This is a genomic window from Halobellus inordinatus (genome assembly GCF_024498335.1).
Classification (GTDB): domain Archaea; phylum Halobacteriota; class Halobacteria; order Halobacteriales; family Haloferacaceae; genus Haloquadratum; species Haloquadratum inordinatus.
The window spans coordinates 2,188,061-2,208,057 of the sequence record NZ_CP101825.1; the positions used below are offsets into that span (position 1 = coordinate 2,188,061).

Annotated in this window: 18 protein-coding genes; 8 read left to right on the forward strand and 10 right to left on the reverse strand. The window is 66.7% G+C overall.

What is annotated here, in order from left to right:
• Positions 1 to 42: 42 nt before the first annotated feature.
• The 4 genes from NO362_RS11090 (at position 43) to NO362_RS11105 (ending at position 7,154) form a co-directional block, all read left to right on the forward strand.
• Positions 43 to 453: a hypothetical protein gene (locus NO362_RS11090; RefSeq protein WP_256545302.1), complete on the forward strand. Its 411-nt coding sequence runs from the start codon at positions 43 to 45 to the stop codon at positions 451 to 453.
• Between the two features lies 1 nt (position 454).
• On the forward strand, positions 455 to 4,993 hold the full coding sequence (locus NO362_RS11095) for a S8 family serine peptidase (RefSeq protein WP_256545303.1): 4,539 nt from the start codon (positions 455 to 457) through the stop codon (positions 4,991 to 4,993).
• Between the two features lie 103 nt (positions 4,994 to 5,096).
• Positions 5,097 to 5,846, forward strand: coding sequence for a ferredoxin Fer (gene fer, locus NO362_RS11100; protein WP_256545304.1), 750 nt, complete (start codon positions 5,097 to 5,099; stop codon positions 5,844 to 5,846).
• Positions 5,847 to 6,014: 168 nt separating this feature from the next.
• Positions 6,015 to 7,154 (forward strand): CBS domain-containing protein, encoded by a 1,140-nt coding sequence (locus tag NO362_RS11105; RefSeq protein ID WP_256545305.1) that lies wholly within the window; start codon positions 6,015 to 6,017, stop codon positions 7,152 to 7,154.
• A gap of 27 nt (positions 7,155 to 7,181) precedes the next feature.
• Here the strand turns inward: NO362_RS11105 and radB are convergent, their stop codons facing one another.
• The gene (gene radB, locus NO362_RS11110) at positions 7,182 to 7,877 is read right to left on the reverse strand and encodes a DNA repair and recombination protein RadB (RefSeq protein ID WP_256546635.1); all 696 of its coding nucleotides are present in this window, start codon (positions 7,875 to 7,877) and stop codon (positions 7,182 to 7,184) included.
• 142 nt (positions 7,878 to 8,019) lie between these two features.
• Here radB and NO362_RS11115 point away from each other — a divergent pair, with 142 nt between their 5' ends.
• Positions 8,020 to 8,829, forward strand: coding sequence for a hypothetical protein (locus tag NO362_RS11115; protein ID WP_256545306.1), 810 nt, complete (start codon positions 8,020 to 8,022; stop codon positions 8,827 to 8,829).
• Positions 8,830 to 8,840: 11 nt separating this feature from the next.
• Here the strand turns inward: NO362_RS11115 and larC are convergent, their stop codons facing one another.
• Positions 8,841 to 10,193, reverse strand: coding sequence for a nickel pincer cofactor biosynthesis protein LarC (larC, locus tag NO362_RS11120; RefSeq protein WP_256545307.1), 1,353 nt, complete (start codon positions 10,191 to 10,193; stop codon positions 8,841 to 8,843).
• 189 nt (positions 10,194 to 10,382) lie between these two features.
• On the opposite strand from larC, the gene NO362_RS11125 reads away from it, so the two are divergent.
• Entirely contained in the window at positions 10,383 to 12,608 is a 2,226-nt protein-coding gene (locus NO362_RS11125; protein ID WP_121569254.1) for a CDC48 family AAA ATPase, read from the forward strand.
• 28 nt (positions 12,609 to 12,636) lie between these two features.
• Here the strand turns inward: NO362_RS11125 and NO362_RS11130 are convergent, their stop codons facing one another.
• The gene (locus NO362_RS11130) at positions 12,637 to 13,080 is read right to left on the reverse strand and encodes a universal stress protein (RefSeq protein ID WP_256545308.1); all 444 of its coding nucleotides are present in this window, start codon (positions 13,078 to 13,080) and stop codon (positions 12,637 to 12,639) included.
• A 67-nt stretch (positions 13,081 to 13,147) separates the two neighbouring features.
• Positions 13,148 to 15,067 (reverse strand): ATP-binding protein, encoded by a 1,920-nt coding sequence (locus tag NO362_RS11135; RefSeq protein ID WP_256545309.1) that lies wholly within the window; start codon positions 15,065 to 15,067, stop codon positions 13,148 to 13,150.
• Positions 15,068 to 15,204: 137 nt separating this feature from the next.
• Between NO362_RS11135 and NO362_RS11140 the strand changes: the two genes are divergently transcribed.
• Entirely contained in the window at positions 15,205 to 15,552 is a 348-nt protein-coding gene (locus tag NO362_RS11140) for a DUF7113 family protein (RefSeq protein ID WP_121569257.1), read from the forward strand.
• 50 nt (positions 15,553 to 15,602) lie between these two features.
• Here NO362_RS11140 and NO362_RS11145 read toward each other — a convergent pair whose 3' ends face one another.
• Positions 15,603 to 16,889: a DNA double-strand break repair nuclease NurA gene (locus NO362_RS11145; protein WP_256545310.1), complete on the reverse strand. Its 1,287-nt coding sequence runs from the start codon at positions 16,887 to 16,889 to the stop codon at positions 15,603 to 15,605.
• A gap of 85 nt (positions 16,890 to 16,974) precedes the next feature.
• Here NO362_RS11145 and NO362_RS11150 point away from each other — a divergent pair, with 85 nt between their 5' ends.
• Positions 16,975 to 17,634 (forward strand): HAD family hydrolase, encoded by a 660-nt coding sequence (locus NO362_RS11150; protein WP_256545311.1) that lies wholly within the window; start codon positions 16,975 to 16,977, stop codon positions 17,632 to 17,634.
• Positions 17,635 to 17,658: 24 nt separating this feature from the next.
• Here the strand turns inward: NO362_RS11150 and NO362_RS11155 are convergent, their stop codons facing one another.
• From NO362_RS11155 to NO362_RS11175, 5 genes are all read right to left on the reverse strand, one after another.
• Complete coding sequence (locus NO362_RS11155) at positions 17,659 to 18,093, reverse strand: DUF7993 family protein (RefSeq protein ID WP_256545312.1); 435 nt, start codon at positions 18,091 to 18,093, stop codon at positions 17,659 to 17,661.
• A 78-nt stretch (positions 18,094 to 18,171) separates the two neighbouring features.
• Positions 18,172 to 18,618 carry a DUF2240 family protein gene (locus NO362_RS11160; protein ID WP_256289550.1) on the reverse strand — a complete coding sequence of 149 codons (447 nt, stop codon included), beginning with the start codon at positions 18,616 to 18,618 and terminating at the stop codon, positions 18,172 to 18,174.
• A gap of 45 nt (positions 18,619 to 18,663) precedes the next feature.
• Complete coding sequence (locus NO362_RS11165; protein ID WP_256289551.1) at positions 18,664 to 18,849, reverse strand: DUF8015 family protein; 186 nt, start codon at positions 18,847 to 18,849, stop codon at positions 18,664 to 18,666.
• 63 nt (positions 18,850 to 18,912) lie between these two features.
• Complete coding sequence (locus NO362_RS11170; protein ID WP_256289552.1) at positions 18,913 to 19,131, reverse strand: hypothetical protein; 219 nt, start codon at positions 19,129 to 19,131, stop codon at positions 18,913 to 18,915.
• Positions 19,132 to 19,173: 42 nt separating this feature from the next.
• Complete coding sequence (locus tag NO362_RS11175; RefSeq protein ID WP_256545313.1) at positions 19,174 to 19,971, reverse strand: acyl-CoA synthetase family protein; 798 nt, start codon at positions 19,969 to 19,971, stop codon at positions 19,174 to 19,176.
• Positions 19,972 to 19,997 lie beyond the last annotated feature (26 nt).

Below are 19,997 nucleotides of genomic sequence, written 5' to 3' on the forward strand. Positions count from 1 at the left end.
ATACCGGGAACCTCAAAGTAGGATACATCTACCGTCGCACCGATGTTCAAGCCATATAGCGTAATTATCGTTTTCCTGATAGTATTCGCCGGCTGTGCCGGATCTTCACAGACGGCTGAGACGCCGGCGCTGGAGCACACGCGGACCGGGACAGCGACGACCACCCAACCGTCGCACCCGCCGAACCTCGATCAGCGGTTGTACGGGGTTGTGACTGCGGATAACCGATCCGAATACGCGTCAAAAGCCGGTCTGGCCTACGACAATGGATCGGTCCAGGTCGTGGTCGAGTTGACTCCGAGTGCATCGCTTCCGGAGGGGTACGACGTGCGCGTCGAACTGCGGCAAGGCCAACTCGTCCAAGGCTACGTCGCAGTCGACCAACTCGTCGGCCTCTCGCGACACGAGAACGTCTCTGCGGTCCGACCGCCGAAGGAGCCACAGCCGACGTAAGATGGACCGAAAAACCCTTCTCGTCCTCGCGACGGTCACCGTCCTGATTGTGGCGGGTGCGGTCCCTGCGGTCGGGGCCGGTGGTGCGAGGAATACGGCAGCTAGCGACAGTAGCTCGCTGTCTGCCCCCGGCATTGGAACGCCCACAGATCAGAGTGCGACTGCCTCGAACGACGACGCGAACGCGACCCCACCGGAGGTCAAAATCGAATCCGGACTCCTCGACGATCAGACCGCCACGTCGTCGTCCGGACCATCGCTCACGACTGACGCACAGAGCGGAACGGCACAGAGCGGGGAGATGGTCGACGTCGTCGTCGAAGCAGCGGCGGGGAACGGGGACGCCGTCGCCGATCGCGTTCGCGGCAACGCCGGGGCCGTCGCACTCAGACACGGAAATCTCGTACAAGCGCGCCTCCCACGGTCGGCGCTGACAGCCGTCGCGAACACGCCTGCCGTCGAACGCATCCGCCGACCCAACCGTCCGACGACGGCCACCGTCGACCGCGGGAGCGTCGTGAGCGAAGGGCTCGCAACGATGAACACCTCCGGCGCGTACACTGCAGGCCACTACGGCGACAACGTCACTGTCGCCGTGGTCGATATGGAGTTCAACGCGACGAATCCGGAGATCAGCGACAACGTCGCCGACGTGTACAATCCTGGAGGGGACTTCACGAATACCTCGGACGCACACGGGACTGCGGTCTCGGAGGTCGTCGTCGACACCGCACCGAACGTCTCGCTGGTGTTGATCGACGTCGAATCTGGCGTGGGCCTCTCCGACGCGATGGACTACATCCGCGAGGACACGTCCGTCGACGTGGCTGTGATGTCGCTGTCGTGGTACAACGTGGGGCCGCTGGACGGCAGCGGGGCGTTCAACGAGGAGTTCGAGCAGTCCGCGGCAAACGGAACCGTCTGGAGCGTCTCCTCCGGCAACGCGGCAAACGGAAACCACTGGCACGGGAGTTGGCAGGACGGTGACGGCGACGACTGGCTGAACTTCACGAGCGACCGGGAGCTGCTGACCGTCGAAAGCAGTGGCAGCGGGAGCGTGTGGCTGCAGTGGGACGATTGGAAGCAGAGCGATCAGAACTACGACCTCTACCTGTACGATAGTAAGAGCGATTATCCCGACAACCCGGCCGTAGTGTCTAATAACGTTCAGAACACGACATACACTGGTGAGCCGACAGAGGCGATCGGTTTAGGAACCGGCGCAACCGGGACCTATTACCTCGCCATCAAGCGCGAAAACGCGGCGACGGAACCAGTCAATTTCACGCTGTTCAGCGGCGACAGACAGTCGCTCACGCCGTCCACGGCTGCCCGGAGCGTGACCAATCCGACGACGGACGCAGTGCTGACCGTCGGCGCAACGCGGTACGACACCGACGAGGTCGAAGCCTTCTCCTCACGCGGACCGACGCTCGACGGCCGAATCAAGCCCGATATCGTCGCACCTGATGGGGTCTCGACGGACGCTTACGAACCCGATCGCTTCTTCGGAACGTCCGCGTCGGCGCCCCACGCCGGCGGCGTCATCGCGCTGTTGGCGGATAAAAACGATTCGCTGAGCCCGAGCGAGACGATCTCGGTGCTCGAAACGACCGCGAACGAGAGCGCCGTTCCCGGAACTGAACCCGATAACGGCGCCGGGTCGGGCCTGGTCGATGCCGCTGCAGCAGTCGGATCGGTCAGCTATTCAGAGACCACGCCGCCGTCGCTCACGAACACCGCTGCCGTCGACGCGACAGACAGCGACGGGGTCGTCGTCGAAGGCGATACGGTGACCGTCAACGCCACCGTGACGGACGACGACAGCGGCGTGAAGAACGTCACGGCGAACGTCTCGGCGTTCGGCGCGGGGACGATCGCACTCACCGACTCCGACGGGGATGCAGAGTACAACGCGACGTTCACTGTCGACGCGCCGCCGGACGCCTATGGCGCGGAGTACACCGTTCCGATCATGGCGTACGACGTTGCCGAGAACAACGACACGGTCCAGACTAACACGCTCCAGTTGACCGACGCGGAACCGCCGTCGATCACTGACGCGACAGCGGTCGACCTGTCGGACGGCGACGGAGCGGTGACCGCACTCGAGTCGGTGACGATCAACGCGACAGCGACCGACGCCGAAAGCGGGGTGGACCGCGTGACCGCCGACGCCTCTGCCTTCGGGGCTGGAACGGTCACGCTCACCGACGCTGACGGCGATGCGGTCTACAACGCGACCTTCGCGGTCGACGCCGACGAGACGTCGTCAAACGGAAGCTACGCGATTCCGATAACCGCAGTCGACTACGCCGGCAACAGCAACGCGACGGACACGAACGAACTCCAACTCAACGTCAGCGATCGCACGACGCCGAGCATCTCCGGATTCTCGGTCCGAGTCATCGATACGCGGACCCTGTACACGACGTTCAGCGCGAGCGAGACGCTCTCCGATGTCGAAGTTCGGATCACCGACGTCGCGACTGGAACGACAGTCCAGACGTTGACCGAGGCCGATTTCGGCAGTGAAGACGGATTCTACTCCAACGTAACCGGTCTCAAAGAGGCGGGTCGCTACCGCGCCACGCTCGTCGCGGCCAACGACTCGGCAGGGAACAACGGCGCGAGCGGACAGAGCGCGAGCGTCCAACTCGTCGTAGAAGACGTTACGGTCGAGCATCTGAGCGGCCCCGAACCGGACAGCGACAACCTCACGTCGCGAGTATACCTCACGCAGGGACCCGACGGACTGCTCCAGATGCAACTCCGGGATAAATCGGGTTCAGACCTCGTCAACCGCACGGACCTCTCGGACATCGGCGTCGCCTCGGACACGCGGCTCGCGATCAACGTCACCGTGACCGACTGGACCCCGCGTCTCCTCCTCGGTGCGGGCCGAAACGCGACGTGGGACACTACCGCCCTGGACGCGAACACGACAGCGATCAACGTCACGACTGCCCCCGCCGACGTGCAGTACAACCAATCACAGCTCGACGGGACGAACGACCCCTGGTCGGAGACCGACCGCGCAGACGTCAGCGCGAACGCGTCGGTCGATATGGCAGTCTCCGATCTGGGATCCTTCGATCCCGGGCGGCGCGACAGATTCGCGGGCGCGATGCTGACGACCGACGCGCAATCGTTCGGAGCGCCGGAGTACGACGAAACTACCGGCGGACTGCGTCTCTACGTCGCCGCTCCGCACTACAACGTCGACGGCGGGCAGAACCAGGGATTCTTCACCGCATTCCTCCCGACGGCCGTGCTCGACGACTGGGGCGTCTCCGATCCGGCGAACATCGAGGTCTCAGCGATCGGGACGACGGCGGAGCCAGCGTCGAGCACAGTGACGGCCGAGGGCATCCGACTCGAAGTCCCGATCCACTACTCGGCGGGTGACGTCGAAGTCGCGCCGGACGCGACGCCGCCGGCGGTGCGAAACCCGACGATCAGTGACCAGACGGACGGCGACGGGACGGTGGCCGACGGCGACCGCGTCCGGGTCGCGGCGACCGTCACAGACGGCGGCAGCGTCGCTTCGGTCGAGGTCGACGCCTCGGCCTTTGGTGGCGGGACGATCGACCTGCGCGATGCGGACGCCGACGATACCTACACCGGCAACTTCACCGTCGACGGCGCTGCGATCGGATCGGGCGATTCGTACGCGGTCGCGGTGACCGCGACCGACGCAGTTGGAAACGCGAAGACCGCGTCGACCAACGCCCTGTCGGTGCCTGGCAGCGGGGACAGCGGAAGCAGCGGTGGTAGTAGCGGCGGCAGTGGTGGTGGTGGCGGTGGCGCGCCCGCTCCGGCGCCTGCACCGACCCCGACTCCGACGCCGAAGACGACCTCGAACCTCACTGAAACCGATGGCGGTGCCGAACTCAGCGTCCGGAACGCCAAGTCCGGTGAGACCGTCGGCGCGGCGTTCGGCAATCGAACGCGGTCGGACGTCGGCACGGTGACGGAGGTACGTATCACCCCGGCCAGCGACACGGAGAGCCTGCGAATATCGGTGACGCCCCCGACGCGGACGACGGCGGAGGCACCCGAACTGACCGACGGGGATCCCGTCGGCTACTTCCACGCGGACGCGACCGGCGTGTCGGACGACCAGATCAGCAACGCGACGCTGCGCGTCTCCGTGTCCAACGCGTCGCTGCCGGCCGGAACCGCTCCCGAGCAGGTACGGCTCTACCGGCACCGCGACGGCGCGTGGCAGCGACTGAACACCACGCACATCGGGAACGGCACGTACGAGGCAGAGACACCCGGGTTCTCGGTGTTCGCGATCGGAACCGAGCCCCGTGATGGGAGCGGCGTCTCGGCCGCCGAAGAGTCGGCAAACACGCCGACAGTCACCCCCGCTGCGTCGTCGGCGGTCGGACCGGCAGAGACCACTCAATCTCAGCCGACGTCGACAGCGACGACGGCACCGGCATCGACGGAGCAGTCCGCGCCCGGGTTCGGGCCCGCCGCCGGCGTCGTTGCCGTGGTGGCTGCCGCGCTCCTCGCGCGCCGACATCGGTGACCCCGGGCAGACCGTCTCGCGGGTGACCCGGGTCACCGAGCATCGTTTTCAGCGCGTGGCATCGAGGAGAGGACTTAACCCCGTCATCTCCTAAGGCGTGCGCGTGGAGTCGCCGTACGACGTACTTGGAATCGACGCCGACGCCGACGAGGACGAGGTCGTCAGGGCGTATCGCCGGCGAGTCAAAGACGCCCATCCCGACCACGGGGGGTCGCTCGCGGAGTTCAAACGCGTCCGGCGCGCGTACGAACACATTACTGCCGGTCGAGACCCGTCCATGTTCGATGCGCACCTGGAAAACGGACACGCCGATACTGCCCAGTCGGGTGGGGCAGGTGCGGCCGACCGCGAACGGGAATCCGGCGCGTCGGGGACGCAGCCCGGAGCCTCCGGTGCGGAGGAGGAAGAAGACGACGAAGACGAGGAACTCGGTCCGACCGTCGAGTACCTGGATTACGAGGTCGTCGAATCGCAGGGCTGGGAGCTGACCGACGAGGACCTCTTCGAGAAGGCCGAAGCGGCCGACCTCGGTATCGACAGCCACGGCCTGCTCGTCGTCGAACCCCAAGAGACCCTACTGGAAGCCGCCGAACGGTACGGCTTCTCGTGGCCCTACGCCTGCCGGGGCGGCGCGTGCGCGAACTGCGCTGTCGCCGTCGTCGAGGGCGAACTCGAGATGCCGGTGAGCACCGTCCTGACTGACGAGATGAAAGAACAGGGGATCCGCCTCTCGTGTATCGGCGAACCGGTCACCGACGATCTGAAAGTCGTCTTCAACATCGAGCGGCTACCCGGCCTCGCCGAGCTCCGACTGCCCGCAGAGCAGTTCGACAACGCGCGGGCGGACGACTGAGGCTGATCGGATCGAGCGAGACGGTCGAATCGGTCACGGCGATGTCGTCGGGACTCGAAACCGCGGGCAGTCGAGCTATTTCGGGTGTCGCTGCTACCAGTCCGCTGAGAACGGGACGAAGTTTCAAGACAGCAGCCGGCGTACGACCAACTGGAGGCTACTCCGACTATGGATATTACTGATATTGCCACTCCTGATTTCGTCGAGGTCGACGTCGGCAAGCGCTTAGGGAAGATTCGTGCCATCTTCGAGCGGGAAAACCCCCGCGGAATTGTCGTCACGGAGGATGGCGACTACGTCGGCGTGATCGGCGAAAAACAGCTCGTACGTTCCCGGATGGAAGACGATACGAAGGCCTCCGTCGTTATGAAGTCCGCGCCCCGCATCGACCGCCACGAGGACGTCCGGGAAGTCGCACGGATGCTCGTCGAAGGCGACGTCAAGGTCGCGCCCGTCTTCGAGGGCGAGAAGCTCTACGGCATCGTCGCCAGCGACGCGATCCTCGAAGCCGTCATCGACAGCCTCGATGCGATCAGCGTCGACGACATCTACACCGAGGACGTCGTCAGCGTCGGCGAGAAGTCCCACGTGGGACAGGCGATCAACAAACTCCGGGAGCACGGAATCTCGCGACTCCCCGTCGTCGACGAGGACTCCGGCAAACTCGCCGGTATCGTGACCACCCACGACCTCGTCGAGTTCGTCGTCCGCGACGACAGCCGACAGGGTCGCGGCGACCGGCGCGGCGATCTCGACCGGATGCTCGATCTGCCCGTGTACGACCTGATGTCCTCGCCGGTCGTCACGACGACGCCCGCAGAGAGCGTCGACGAGGCGGTCGAACGGATGTTCGAAAACGACATCTCCGGGCTCGTCGTGACCGCGGACGACCAGCTGATCCAGGGGATCGTCACGAAGACGGACGTCCTCCGGGCGCTCACCTTCACCGAAGAAGAGAGTATGGACGTCCAGATCACGAACGTCAGCCTGCTGGAGACGCTCTCCCGTCAGGAGATCGTCGAGTCGATCACCACCGTGGTCGACAAGTACCAGCAGATGCAGGTCTTCCACGCGCACGTCCGCTTCCACGAGCACAAAGAGAAGCTCCGCGGCACGCCGCTCATCCAGTGTCAGATCCGCCTGCGGACCAGCCACGGACAGGTCGCCGGCAGCGGTGAGGGCTACGGCGCAGAGCACGCCTTCCACGTCGCACTCGACAAGCTCGAACGCAACGTCTTAGAGATGAAGGGCCTCAACGCCGACGAGAAGTACCGCGGACAGCTCATCCGGAAGCTCGGCGAACTGTAGCCGGCTCTCGCCGCCTTTTTCGACTGCCTACAGTTCGACAGCCGACAGGCCGTCGCCGGTGATCTCGAAGGTCGCAGACTCGCCGGCGGGCTTCGCGCGATGCTTTTCCAGCGTCGCTCGGCGATTCCCGCCGCGGAACCGTTCGAGTCGCACGACTGCGCCCGTCCAGTGTTCCAGCGTGTGACCCCCGAGCGCCCTCGTACGGTCGCTGTCGGGGTCGGTGAACACCTGATTCGTGATGGCCACCGCGAGGTCGTGCTTTCGCGCCAGCGAGAGCAGATGCGTCACCTGTCGGGCGACGCGGCGGAGCGATTCGCCGGCGTCGCCGTCGCCGGTCCGCTCGAGCCGGTAAAAGCCGGTGGCGCTGTCGAGGACGATCAACTCCGCGCGCTCGGCGAACCCCTCGGCGTCGCGGACGGCTTCCTCCTGCTCTTCGAAGTCGTGGGCCTCCGAGACGATGAGCCGGGAGGTGACGTCTTCGACCGTTTGCCCCTCGTCGGACGCGGCCTCCGCGAGCTGTCGGAAACGATCGACCGAGAGCCCCTCGGTGTCGATATAGACGGCCGTTCCGCCGTCGGCCGCGGCGTTGACGGCTGCAGAGAGCGCGACGTTTGTCTTCCCCGCGGCCGGCGGGCCGTAGAGTTGCGTGACGGTGCCGCGCTCGAGGCCGCCCCCCAGCAGATCGTCGAGCGCTCGGCACCCCGTGGTGAGTGCGTCGGACACGCCGGAGTCTCGGGCGGCTTCGGCGAAAAACTCCCCGGTCCCGCGCTCTGCAGTGCCGCCCGATCCAACGACCCGTCGCACCGCGCCGGCCAGCCCTCGCAGGCACGACACCTTTTATACCGAGACGCCGAAAAACCGCGCAGTGATCGTCGTCGCCACCGACGACTTCGAACTCTATCACGACGTCGTCGACGAACTGCGGGATCGCGGGGTGACCTTCACCACCCAGACGCCGAGCGAAGCGCTTCCCGAGCGCGCTCGGGTGGTGATCCGGGCACCCGACGACGATCTCACGCTCCCGGCAGGCGTCGACTCGGTGATCGCGACGCCCGAGGAGGCCCGTCGCGCGGTCGAAGAGGCGGTTTCGATTCTCCGTGGGGGCGGCGGCCGAACGATCGTCGGGGTCGATCCCGGAACGCGCCCGGGAATTGCCGTGCTCCACGGCGACACGGTCGTCTCCGCGTTCCAAGTTCCACTCGCTGACGCTGTCGAGACCATTCGGCGGGAGATCGGCGACGCGCCCGACCCGCTCGTCCGCGTCGGCGACGGCGCGCGGCTCCAGGGCTCGCAGTTGATCAACGACCTCGACGACGTGACCGTCGAACTCGTCGACGAGACCGGTACGACGCCGTATCTCGGGACCGGCGCGCGCGGGATGGGCGACGTCCTCGCCGCGGTCAACATCGCGCGGCTCTCGGGCGAGGAGCGGGAGTCAAGAGAGATCGAACCGACAGCGGGCGAACTCCAGCGCATCAAGGACCGCTCGCGCCAGCAGTCTGCCGACGGGCGAACGATCGACGAAGGGCTCGCTCGGCGCGTCGCCGCCGGCGAACTTACAGTCAGCGAGGCGCTCGCGACGCACCGCGAGCGCGACGCAGACGACGGGGACGAGGACGAGAACGAGATCGAAGACGAAAAATCGCGAGAGCAGCCACGCAGCGACAGTAATTGAGGCCGAGCCGGTTACTCCGCGTCCCGGACGGCGTCCTCGGCGCGCCGCATCACCTCGCGGACGGGGAGGTCGGTCGCCTCGGTGACCGCGAGCGCGTCGTCGTACTCCGCGCTGTAGTCGTAGATCTCGCCGTCCGCGTCGGCCGCGACCTTGACGGCGACCTCGTAGCGTTCGCCGTCGACGTCCAGCGTCGCCGTGCGGAACTCGCGGGATGCGACCCAGCGGTGTCCGGCCCCGTGCTCGCGAACTCCGAGCGTTCCGGTCTCGACTGCGAGGCGGTGAGCGACGCGCTCGGCGTCCTCGGGCTTGACGATCACTTTTACCAGATGGCCCGGCCGCGACTTCTTCATCGTCGCCGGCAGGATGCTCACGTCGCGTGCGCCGGCTTCCTGCAGCGTCTCCTGGAGGCTCCCGAGCAGTTCGGGCGCGACGTCGTCGAGGTTCGTCTCTAAGACGGTGATCTCGTCGTGGACGAGCCGTTCGCCGCCGTCGCCGACGATCGCACGGAGGACGTTCGGCCGGTCAGGGAAGTCGTACCCGCCCGCGCCGTAGCCCGCGGCGTCGACGTCCAGCGTCGGCAGCGTGTCGACGCCCTCCGCGATATGCGCGAGAATCGCCGCGCCCGTGGGCGTCAGCAGTTCCGCGTCGACTGGGCCGCCGCGGAGCGACCAGTCGGCGTCGGCCGCGATCTCGACGACGGCGGGCGCGGGGATCGGATATTCGCCGTGGGCCATCCCCTGCGTCCCATCGCCCGTCGAGAGCGGCGTCGTGACCACGCGCTCGACGTCGAGGTCGTCGAGCAGGAGCGCGACGCCGACGACGTCCGCGATGGCGTCGTCTGCGCCGACCTCGTGGAAGTGGGTGTCTTCGAGATTGGTGTCGTGGACCGTGGCCTCGGCTTCCCCGAGTCGGCGGAAGATGGCCGTCGCGTCCGCCTCGACGCTCGCGGGGAGCCCCATCGCCTCGACGAGTTCGACGACCTCGGCGTAGGTTCGGTGCGGCCCGTGGCCCTCGGCAGGGGTCTCAGTCGAGTGGTCGTGGGAATGGCCGTGACTCTCGTCGTGAGAATGTTCGTGTGTGTGGCTATGGGAGTGGTCGTGGTTGTGAGCGCCGTGGTCGTGACCGTCCTCACTTTGGTCGTGATCGTGACCGTGATCGTCGGACGCCGTCTCGTCCTCGTCGAGTAACACCCGGACCCGCGTCGCGGCGATCCCGTTTTTGTCGACGGTGTCGATGTCGTACCGAATGCCGAGCGCGTCCTCGACAGGAGCGAGAACGTCGGGGTCCGCACCGGCCGCCAGCAGCGCTGCGAGCAGCATATCGCCGCTGGCTCCCATCCGGCCGTCGAAGGCGAGTGTACGCATACTCGACCCCTCGCTGTGCGGCGGCAAAGATCCACGCATCGATGCCGCGGTCGGTAAGGATTTGTACCCCCGAAGCCAACATTGTCATAGAGTGTCACGGGACGGGTTCGGTCCCCGTACTGGAGGTATCAGGGAAGGACTTAACCGGAGCCGTGACCGACTGGCGGGACGTATCCCCGCGACCCAATCATGAACGAAGTTCAACTCGAAGTGGCGAAGGCGTACCCGAACGACTCGGGCCGCGGCATCGCCCGTCTCGACCCGGACACGCTGCTCCATCTCAAGCTCTCTCCGGGCGACATCATCGAAATCGAGGGCGCCGAGACCACTGCGGCGAAGGTGTGGCGCGCGGACCGGCAGGACTGGAACACCGACACGGTCCGTATCGACGGCTTCACGCGGCAGAACGCCGACGTCAGCATCGGCGAGCGCGTGACGATCCGAAAAGCCGAGGAGACGAAAGCCGACAAGCTCGTCCTCGCGCCGCCCGAGGAGGCGAGCGTGCAGTTCGGCTCCGACGCGGCCGGGATGGTCAAACGGCAGATCCTCAAGCGGCCGGTCGTCGAGCGCGACATCGTGCCCGTGATGTCGTCGACGAATCATCCGTTTATGCGGTCGCCGGGGCAGGCGATCCCGCTCATCGCCGTCGAAACCGAGCCTGACGGCGTCTGTCTCGTGACCGAAGACACGGAAGTCGAACTCCGCGAAGAGCCCATCTCGGGCTTCGAGAAGACCGGCGGCGGGATCACCTACGAGGACATCGGCGGCCTCCAAAGTGAGATCCAGCGCGTGCGGGAGATGGTCGAACTCCCGATGAAGCACCCGCAGATCTTCAAAAAGCTGGGGATCGAGCCGCCGCAGGGGGTGCTGCTCCACGGGCCGCCGGGGACCGGCAAGACGCTGCTGGCGAAGGCCGTCGCCAACGAGACCTCCGCCAGTTTCTTCTCTATCGCGGGGCCGGAGATCATCTCGAAGTACTACGGCGAGTCCGAACAGCAGTTACGCGAGATCTTCGAGGACGCAACCGAGGAGTCGCCCTCGATCATCTTCATCGACGAGCTCGACTCGATCGCGCCCAAGCGTGAGGACGTGACCGGCGAGGTCGAGCGCCGCGTCGTCGCCCAACTCCTGACGATGATGGACGGCCTCGAAACCCGCGGCCAGGTCATCGTCATCGCGGCGACGAACCGCGTCGACAGCGTCGACCCGGCGCTCCGTCGTCCGGGCCGGTTCGACCGCGAGATCGAGATCGGCGTCCCCGACGAGGTCGGCCGGAAGGAGATCCTCCAGATCCACACTCGCGGGATGCCGCTGTCGGACGACGTCTCGCTCGACCACCTCGCCGACGAGACGCACGGCTTCGTCGGCGCCGACATCGAGTCGCTGACGAAGGAGGCGGCGATGAAGGCGCTTCGGCGCTACCTCCCCGAGATCGACCTCGACGAGGAGGACATCCCGCCGAGCCTCATCGACCGGATGATCGTCAAGCGCCAGGATTTCCAGGGCGCGCTCGCGGACGTCGAACCCTCGGCGATGCGCGAAGTCCTCGTCGAACTCCCGAAAGTCTCGTGGGACGACGTCGGTGGGCTCGAAGATCCGAAGCAGACGGTCAAAGAGAGCGTCGAGTGGCCCCTGACGTCCGAAGACAGATTCGAGCGGATGGGCATCGACCCGCCGAAGGGCGTCCTGCTCTACGGCCCGCCCGGGACCGGCAAGACGCTCATCGCGAAGGCGGTCGCCAACGAGACGAACGCGAACTTCATCTCGGTCCGCGGCCCGCAACTGCTCTCGAAGTGGGTCGGCGAGTCCGAGAAGGCCATCCGCCAGACGTTCCGGAAGGCCCGGCAGGTCAGCCCGACGATCATCTTCTTCGACGAGCTGGACAGCCTCGCGCCCAGCCGCGGCGGGGAGACCGGAAACAACGTCTCCGAACGGGTCGTCAATCAGCTCCTGACCGAACTCGACGGCCTCGAAGAGAACGGCAACGTGATGGTCATCGGCGCGACCAACCGGCCGGATATGATCGACCCCGCGCTCATCCGCTCGGGGCGGTTCGACCGCTTGGTCCTCATCGGCCAGCCCGACGAGGAGGGCCGTGAGCAGATCCTCAAGATCCACACCCGAAACTCCCCGCTCGCGCCCGACGTGAGCCTGCGCGAGATCGCCGAGATCACCGACGGCTACGTCGGCTCCGACCTCGAAACGATCGGCCGCGAGGCCGCGATCGAGGCGCTCCGCGAGGACGGCGACGCCGAGGAGATCGAGATGCGGCACTTCCGCAAGGCGATGGAGTCCGTCCGGCCGACGATCACCGACGACCTGATGGAGTACTACGAACAGATGCAGGACCAGTTCAAGGGTGGCGGCCGCGAAGGTCTCGGCGAGCGCCGCGACGGCCGGATCGGCTTCCAGTAGCGCGCTTGCTCTCTTTCCGTCTTCTTCTCTAGCGGACGATCGTCACCGGCACCGGCGACCGGCGGGCGACGTGTTCGGCGACGCTGCCGAGCACCAGCCGCGAGACGCCGCGTCGACCGTGACTCCCGACGACGACGTGGTCGACGCCGAGGTCGCGCGCCGTCTCAACGATCGTCGCCGCCGGACGGCCGACCTCGATCTGTGTCTCGATGTCGCCAGTCGTTTCAGCTTCCACGCCGTCCGCCGTGAGGAGTTCCCGTCCCTCCGCGAGAATCTCTCCAGCGTCCGCCTTCGCCTCCTGATACCACTCCTCAGAGCCGCTGGGGAGGACGCCGGCGCTGTAGCCAGCCTGCACGGGATTGATGACGTGTAGCAACGTCACGTGGGCGTCGCTCCACTCGTCGACGACGAAGCGGAGTGCGTGGCGCGACTGCGGCGACCCGTCGAGGGGGACGAGCACGTGCCTCGGCATAACTGCGGGTAGATTCCCAGGGTATATAAAACGGCCTCTGGCGGCTCGCGACCGCTTTTGCCGGCGCTCACTCGCCGTGGCGGGTGAGACAGACCGGCAGCCCCACGAGTTCGACCGGCTCGGAGTTGTCCGGGGAGTAGACGACGGCCTGTCCCTTCTCCATATACGGGACCTTGTCTTCGAGTTCCGGCGGGATGTTGACGCTCTTGATCGCGTCCTCGTCGCCGAGGTTGAGCACGAGTCGGGTGTTGATCTGCTTGAATACGGATTCGGCGACGTCCTGTGGGTCCTGTGTGACCAAGAACAGGCCGAGCCGCTCTTTGCGACCCTGTTTGGCGGCCTCGGTGAACTTCGAGATCACCTTCCGCGCCTGGACGGTGTCGGCGTCGGCGAGGAAGTTGTGGGCCTCGTCCATTCCGAGCAGCAAGGGTGTCTCTTTGATCCGGTTCGAATCCGGCGCGTTCGAGAGCTTGTCGTCGATCAGCATACTGGAGACGGCGAGGACGAACAGTTCCTTCGCGCGGCTGGTCGAGAGGTGATACGTCGGGACGACCGTCAGTCCGCCGGGGCGGACGAGCTGGTGATCCAACTCGGTGATCGGCCGCGCGGACTGATCGAAGACGCCGTTCGGCACGCCGTGAACGCGACGCTTGACCGCGTCGAACGTCGATTCGTGAACCCGGCCGGACTCGTCGAGCTGCTCGCGCAGGGCGGGGTCGTCGAGGAACGTCAGGAACTCCGCGTACGTGCCGCTGTTTCCGTACTCGCGGAAGAACCGTTCGAGGAGGTGTTTGAGCGCGGGGTACTGATTCTCGTTGAGGCTGCTGCCCGCGACGAGCCAGGGGCGGTCGCGCGCCATCGAGAACGGGATCGTGAACTCCAACTGCTCTGCACGGTGGTTGTCGCCGCCGTAGGGGACGCCGTCCTCTTTCGGGACGAGCGCCAGCGTGTCGTCGTGGCCGCCGTGGACGATGCTCTCGCGCTCGTAGCGCCGGGCGGTCGCGTCGTCCATCGCGGGGTTGTCGTCGTGCATCTGCGCGTACTCGTCCTGGGGGTCGAACTGGACGACCGCGAGCCGGGCGGACCGGCCGTCGTCCATCTCGTAGGTCCGGTCCTCGGCGAGCAGTTGGCGCAGAACGTTCTTCGTGGCGTGCGTCTTCCCGGATCCGGTGCCGCCGGCGACCAGCGTGTGTCTGAAGACGAGGGGGTCTCCGTGGTCGTAGTCGTCTCTGAGCCGGTAGTCGATCGTCGGCGGCTGTGCCGCGGTCCGCACCTTCTCGCCCCCCACCGAGAGATGGCCGAGGAAGATGCCGTCGCCGGGGATTTTCAGCCCCGTCTTGATCTGGTCGGGATCGGTCGCCTCGGCGACGACGGCGCCCGGCTTCGGCACGCGGTCGACCATCCGGCGTTTGAGGTCGCCGTCGCTCTCGCCGGCCTCGCTCTCGCCGCCGCTCTCGTCTTCGAACAGGACCGCGAGCGGGTCCAACGAGGCGACGAATTTGTAGTCGCGTTCCTCGAACTCGTCGCGGCGCATCGCTCGCCGCGCGTGGATCTCGGTGGCGTCGTCGGTCTGGAACTCCTGGGCGTACTCCAGGGCCGTAATACGAGAGAACAGCAGTTCGTCGTCCGGATAGGGAACGAGCAGATACTTCCCGAGACGGACAGTGTCGCGGTTCCCGGTCGTCACGTACGCTCGCAGCGACGTGTCGTCGCCGTCCTCGGCGACGCGGAGGCCTTGGGAGACCGCGATGGCCCCGATTCCGCGGTCCTGTCCCGCCGGGGCGGCGTCGTAGCGCTCGAACGCGACGTCGCCAGTTGAATCGTCTGACCCGGCCGCGCTCGACGGCGTGCGATCCGCCGACGTCGCTTCCGCGTCCGTCTCCTCGCTCGTCGACGGCGCGGCGTCCCCCGCGGTCGATCGGTTGCTATCCGCTTGCCCGGAAGCGCTCTCGTCCGAACCGGGCTCGAAGTCGCCGAGATCCACCATATGTCTCGTGACTGCGCCGGCGACGATTAAAACACCTCGCCCGCCGGGCGAACGTCGGTCGGAAGCGCGTCCCCCCGGTCGACGGTCACTGGTTCGTCTGTCGGGCCCCTTTTCCCCGCCGGGACCGAAGGTCTGGTATGCTTCTCATACGCGGCCACGCCGGCGGGACCAACCTGACCGGGACTATCTTCGAGCGCGGCGAGCGCGCCCCTTCCTACAAGGGAGCGCCCGACGAGGACGCGCCGTACGTCTGGGTCTGCGACGAGTTCTACGAGGTCGAAAGCGGCGGCTCGGAGACGACTATCGACGGCGAGACGATCAACGTCGCGTTCGAGTCGCCGATGCCCCGCGGCTTCGAGACGCGCGAGCGGGCGATCGAGGCGGCCAAAGACCACGTCCGGACGCAGTTCGCCCGCGTCGGCGTGGCCGAGTCCGACGTCGAGATCGAAGTCATCAAAGAAGAACCGGGCGCTGAACATCCGTAGTCGGCCCCGAGTCACTACGTTCGGTCCCGACGTTCCGCTTTCTTTTTCTGTTACTCCAGATCGCCCCACCGAACCTCGTCGTAGCGCTTGACCTCGTCGCTGTCGAGCGTCTCCGAGAACTTTCGTCTGAGCGAGGACTTCTCTCTGGCGCTGATACGGGCGAGTTCGTCGGCTTTCGCGACCGCCTCCGGCGGGCCTCGACGGGCCGCGACGTCGCCGAGAATCTGCCGGGTGATCGCCTCGCGGATGTCATCGTCGCGGGCGAACGCGTAGGGCGTCTCGACGCGGTAGAGCACGTCGGTCTGGGGCTCGTAGACGACGAAGAAACACGTCTCGTAGAGCTGTGGGTCGAGTTTCCGCTCGACTCCGTACGCGTCGCCGTCCGCCGCGACGGTGGCGTCGACGCCGCCGCGAGAGACGAACCAGTTCGTGAACGTCAGTTCGTCCGTCCGGCGGCCCTCGGGACCGTGAGTCCCCTCCCGCTCGGGAACCGACGTGTCGTCGTCGCGCCGTTCGAGTAGTTTGGTGAAGAACGCGGCGTCGTCGGTCCACGGAACGTCGATCTCTCGGTCGCCCTCCCGGAGCGTGCCGACGATCCGCTTCGAGGCCGGATTCTTGACGAAGCCGCAGATCGGCACGTCGCGCTCGACGAACGACTCGACCAGCCGGACGTAGTTCTCGACGACCGAACGCGGTTCCAGTTCCTCTGAGAGGGCTCTGAGTTCGGCGTCGCGCTCGCGCCAGTTGAGCAGTTCGACGGGGTACAGCGGGCCGTCGAGGATCAGGAGGTCGGAGACGGTCTCGGCGTGTTCCAGCGCGTGGGAACTCTCAGCGAGATAGAGCGCGAGCGCGTGGACGATCCCCTCGGCGTAGCGGTTGACCTTCGGGACCTGCATCACGCGCCACCGGCAGTACCCCTCGTCGACTTTCCGCCAGGGTTCGTCCAGCGGGACCGTATCGTCGTTGACGTGGGCCGCCGCGACCATACTCCGGTGGCGGTGAAGCTCCAGATCCGAGGGGACCGACGCCATCGCGGCCTGTGCGAGGTCGACGACGAGTCCGTTCTTGAACGTCGTGGGGTTGATCGTCCCCGAATCGAGGCCGTGGACCGTCTCGAACGGAGCAGACGCGAGCGCGACGTCTTCGGCGTCGACGGCGCGCAGTCGCTTTTCGTCTACTGGTTCGACGACGACGCGCCCGTTGGGGCCGTAGAGGGGGTCGAGAAAGCCCTCCCAGATCCGCGCCGCGACGTCGACGTGGTCTGCGTCGTCCACGTGGCGTGCGAGGTACGCCGCGAGGTCCGCGATGCTGTCGACGTGGACGGGGTCGAGTGTCACGTCCGTGTCGTGGCGACAGAGCGAGAAAAAGCCCCCGTCGTCGCCGTGAGAAAAGGCAATACGTCTCGGGGACTTACCGGCGTCTGTGACAATCTCCGCGGTGGGGTTCGACCTCGACGAGACGCTCGCCGTCCCGACACGGGACCGGGCGACGATCCTCGGGGACGCCGCCGACATCGCCGGTGCACCGCCGCTCTCTCGCGAGGCGTATCTGGAGGCGCACGCGCGGAACCTCACCGGCGAGACCCGCACGCCGATCTTCGCGGATCTCCTCGCCGACCACGAGACTGACACGGACCCGGAAGCGGTCGCGAGCGCGTATCGGCGGGAAATCGCCGACGCGCTCGTTCCACTGCCGGGTACCGAGGCGTTTCTCGGCCGCCTACGCGAGGAGTACCGGGTCGGCCTTCTCACGAACGGTCCGCGCGTGGCCCAGCGCGACAAACTGGGGATCCTGGGCTGGACCGACACCTTCGACGCCGCGCTGGTGACCGGCGAACTCGACGCGGGAAAGCCCGACCCGGCCGCCTTCGCGGCGCTCCTCGACGCTCTCGGAACCGACGCAGCGGAGACGGCGTACGTCGGCGACGACGTCGAAGCCGACATCGCGGGCGCGGCCGACGCCGGACTCACGCCGATCCAGGTGCTCTACGAGGGCGGGCCGGAGCCGTCGCCGCGCGCGGCCGTCCACCTGCCGAGAGAGGACCTCGTGACGCGGCTGCCGGATCTTCTCGACGAACTCTGACACGCGACGTCCGCAGCGAAGCTCCTACTCCGACGACGACGCGACCGCCCGGAGCGCCGGGAGCAACCACTTGACCTGCGCGCCGTCCTCGACGAACACGAGCGTCCGCGGTGGTTCGACCGCCTTCGGCCGGACGCGAAGCCCCTCCTCGCGGGCCGTGTCGGCGACGGCGTCGACGGCAGTTTCGAACTCCACGCGAACGCGTTCGGGCTGGACGAACACCGATGCGACGCGAGTGCTATCGGCGTCACCGTCGCTGCCGTCGTCGCCGTCACCGTCGCTGCCGTCGCTACTATCCTCTCGTTCGATTGCGTAGGCAAACGCGCCGTCCGGCGTCGGCTCGACGTCGGGGTCGGCGTCCGTGACCGAGAGCGACCGCAGGTCGTCCTCGTGCCCGGTGACCTCGGAGGCAAGAAACTGCGCGATGCGACGCCCGTCTGTCAGTCGCTCCTCGACCATACTGGCGCGTTCGACGCGCGGCGAAAAGAGGGCTCCGTTCGCCGACAGCGTTCTTTCGAACTACTCGCGGAGATCTGCTTACTCACCGAGATCTGCTTTCGCGGTCTCGATCGCGTCGCCCGCATCGACGTCCTGTTCGCGGGCGTACAGCGCCGCCGCGGCCTCGACCGAGATGCCGAGTCGCCGCTGACGGTCGTTCACCTCCGCGACGACGTCCTGTTTGTCGTAGCCGGCGGCGACGAGAGCGTCGAGGATGCGCTCGAAGGCCGACTGCTCGCGGAGGATCGACTGATCGGGCTCGTAGTCCTCGGGGACGACCACGTCCGCGGGCTCGAACTGCGCGACGACCTCGCCGTCTTCGCGCGCGAGCAGCCCGCGACCTGCCGCCACGTCGATGAGCCGCTTTGCCTGATCCGGCGAGAACCAACTCCGATCTAACGAGAGCGCGACGACGAACTCCCCCTCGCCCAGTCGCGTCGTCCCCTGTTGTTTGAACGGGACGGCGACCGCTACTTCGAGGCTCATATCACGTCTGGATACGCGCCCGCACAAGGAGTCCTCGGTTTCCGGTCAGTACTGACCGGCCGTGCCGAGCAGTAACAGGAGCGTCGCGATCACGGACGCCACACTGCTCGCGGCGGCGAGCGGGACCGCCGAGACGATGCCGACGACGCCGCCGCAGGCGAGACTGACACCCATCCCACCGAGCACGTAGTCGAATCGCGTCGGAGCCTCCTGCGGAACGGCGTCGACCATCCTGTAATTAGATATAATTAGAATCCCAAAAGAATATTTTGTGGTCCCGCTCGGTCGCCGTCGCTACGAGTCCGATGGCGTGTCTGTGTCTGACGCCCCCGACGTGAGGCCCTTCAGCGCCCACAGGACGAGCAATGCGCCTTCGATCCGAGCGGCGGTGTACACCCACGATTTCGCTTCGGCCTCGCCCCTCGTAGCGAGACCCACCCAGAGATCGGTGATTCGACGGGGTGCGAGCAGTTCGGCGATACCGAGCGCGAGTGCAGCGGCTCTGAGGAGCATACGAACATATCGTGTCGGAACGATAATACGTCTTCCGTCGGGTCACTCGGACGAAAGCGCCGAACCGCCGGGCTGCCCGGTCTCGGTCACGACACTTGCGTCGTCGCCTTCCGGCTCAGCGGTGGCTCTCTTCGGCGTCTCAGATGGGTCGGGAAAGACGATCGTCGCTCCCGCCATAATCGGAGCCAGGAGACCGGCAGCGACGACTCCTGGGTCCCCGAGCCGCCCCTGTACGAACACTTCTGTCCCGGGCTGGAGGTCGGCGTCGGCGACGGTGTCCGACGCAGCGGCGAGCGCCTCCGCGTGCGAGTAGGTCCGGCCGGCAGCCGCGAGCAGTGGGTCGTCCGGCGTGACCGTCGCGGGGTGGACCGCGGGGTTCTCGCTCCAGACCTCGGTCTCCCAGTGAGTCGTCGAGGGGGCTGTCGGCTTATCCCCGTAGACCGCGAGGCGGTGCCCCGGCGGCAGGTCGAAGTCGTCCTCGCGCTCTGCGGGTGCGACGACCGCCCGCGGGACGGTCTCGCCGATGTCGTCGGCGAAGCGCGTCACTGCACCCAACTGGGCCGCGCCGAAGAACGTGAGCACTGACTCGGGAAGCGCCTCCGGCACCACGAGAACCTCGTCGCCCTCGCGGACGCCGAGGTAGCGGAGGACGTTCCCGGCCTTATAAGAGGTCGTGATGAAATCGTAGTAGCTGTACGTGCGACCGGGCTCGTCGGCCCGGAGCGCGAGCCCCGAAGTCCGGCGCTCGCGAGCGACGAGGTCGCCGACGGTGTCGGGATCCACGCACGGCGATGGGAACTCGGCATCGGCGTCGGAGTCTGCGTCCGAGTCGGCGTTCATACCTGTGGGTCGTCGCCGGGGTGCAA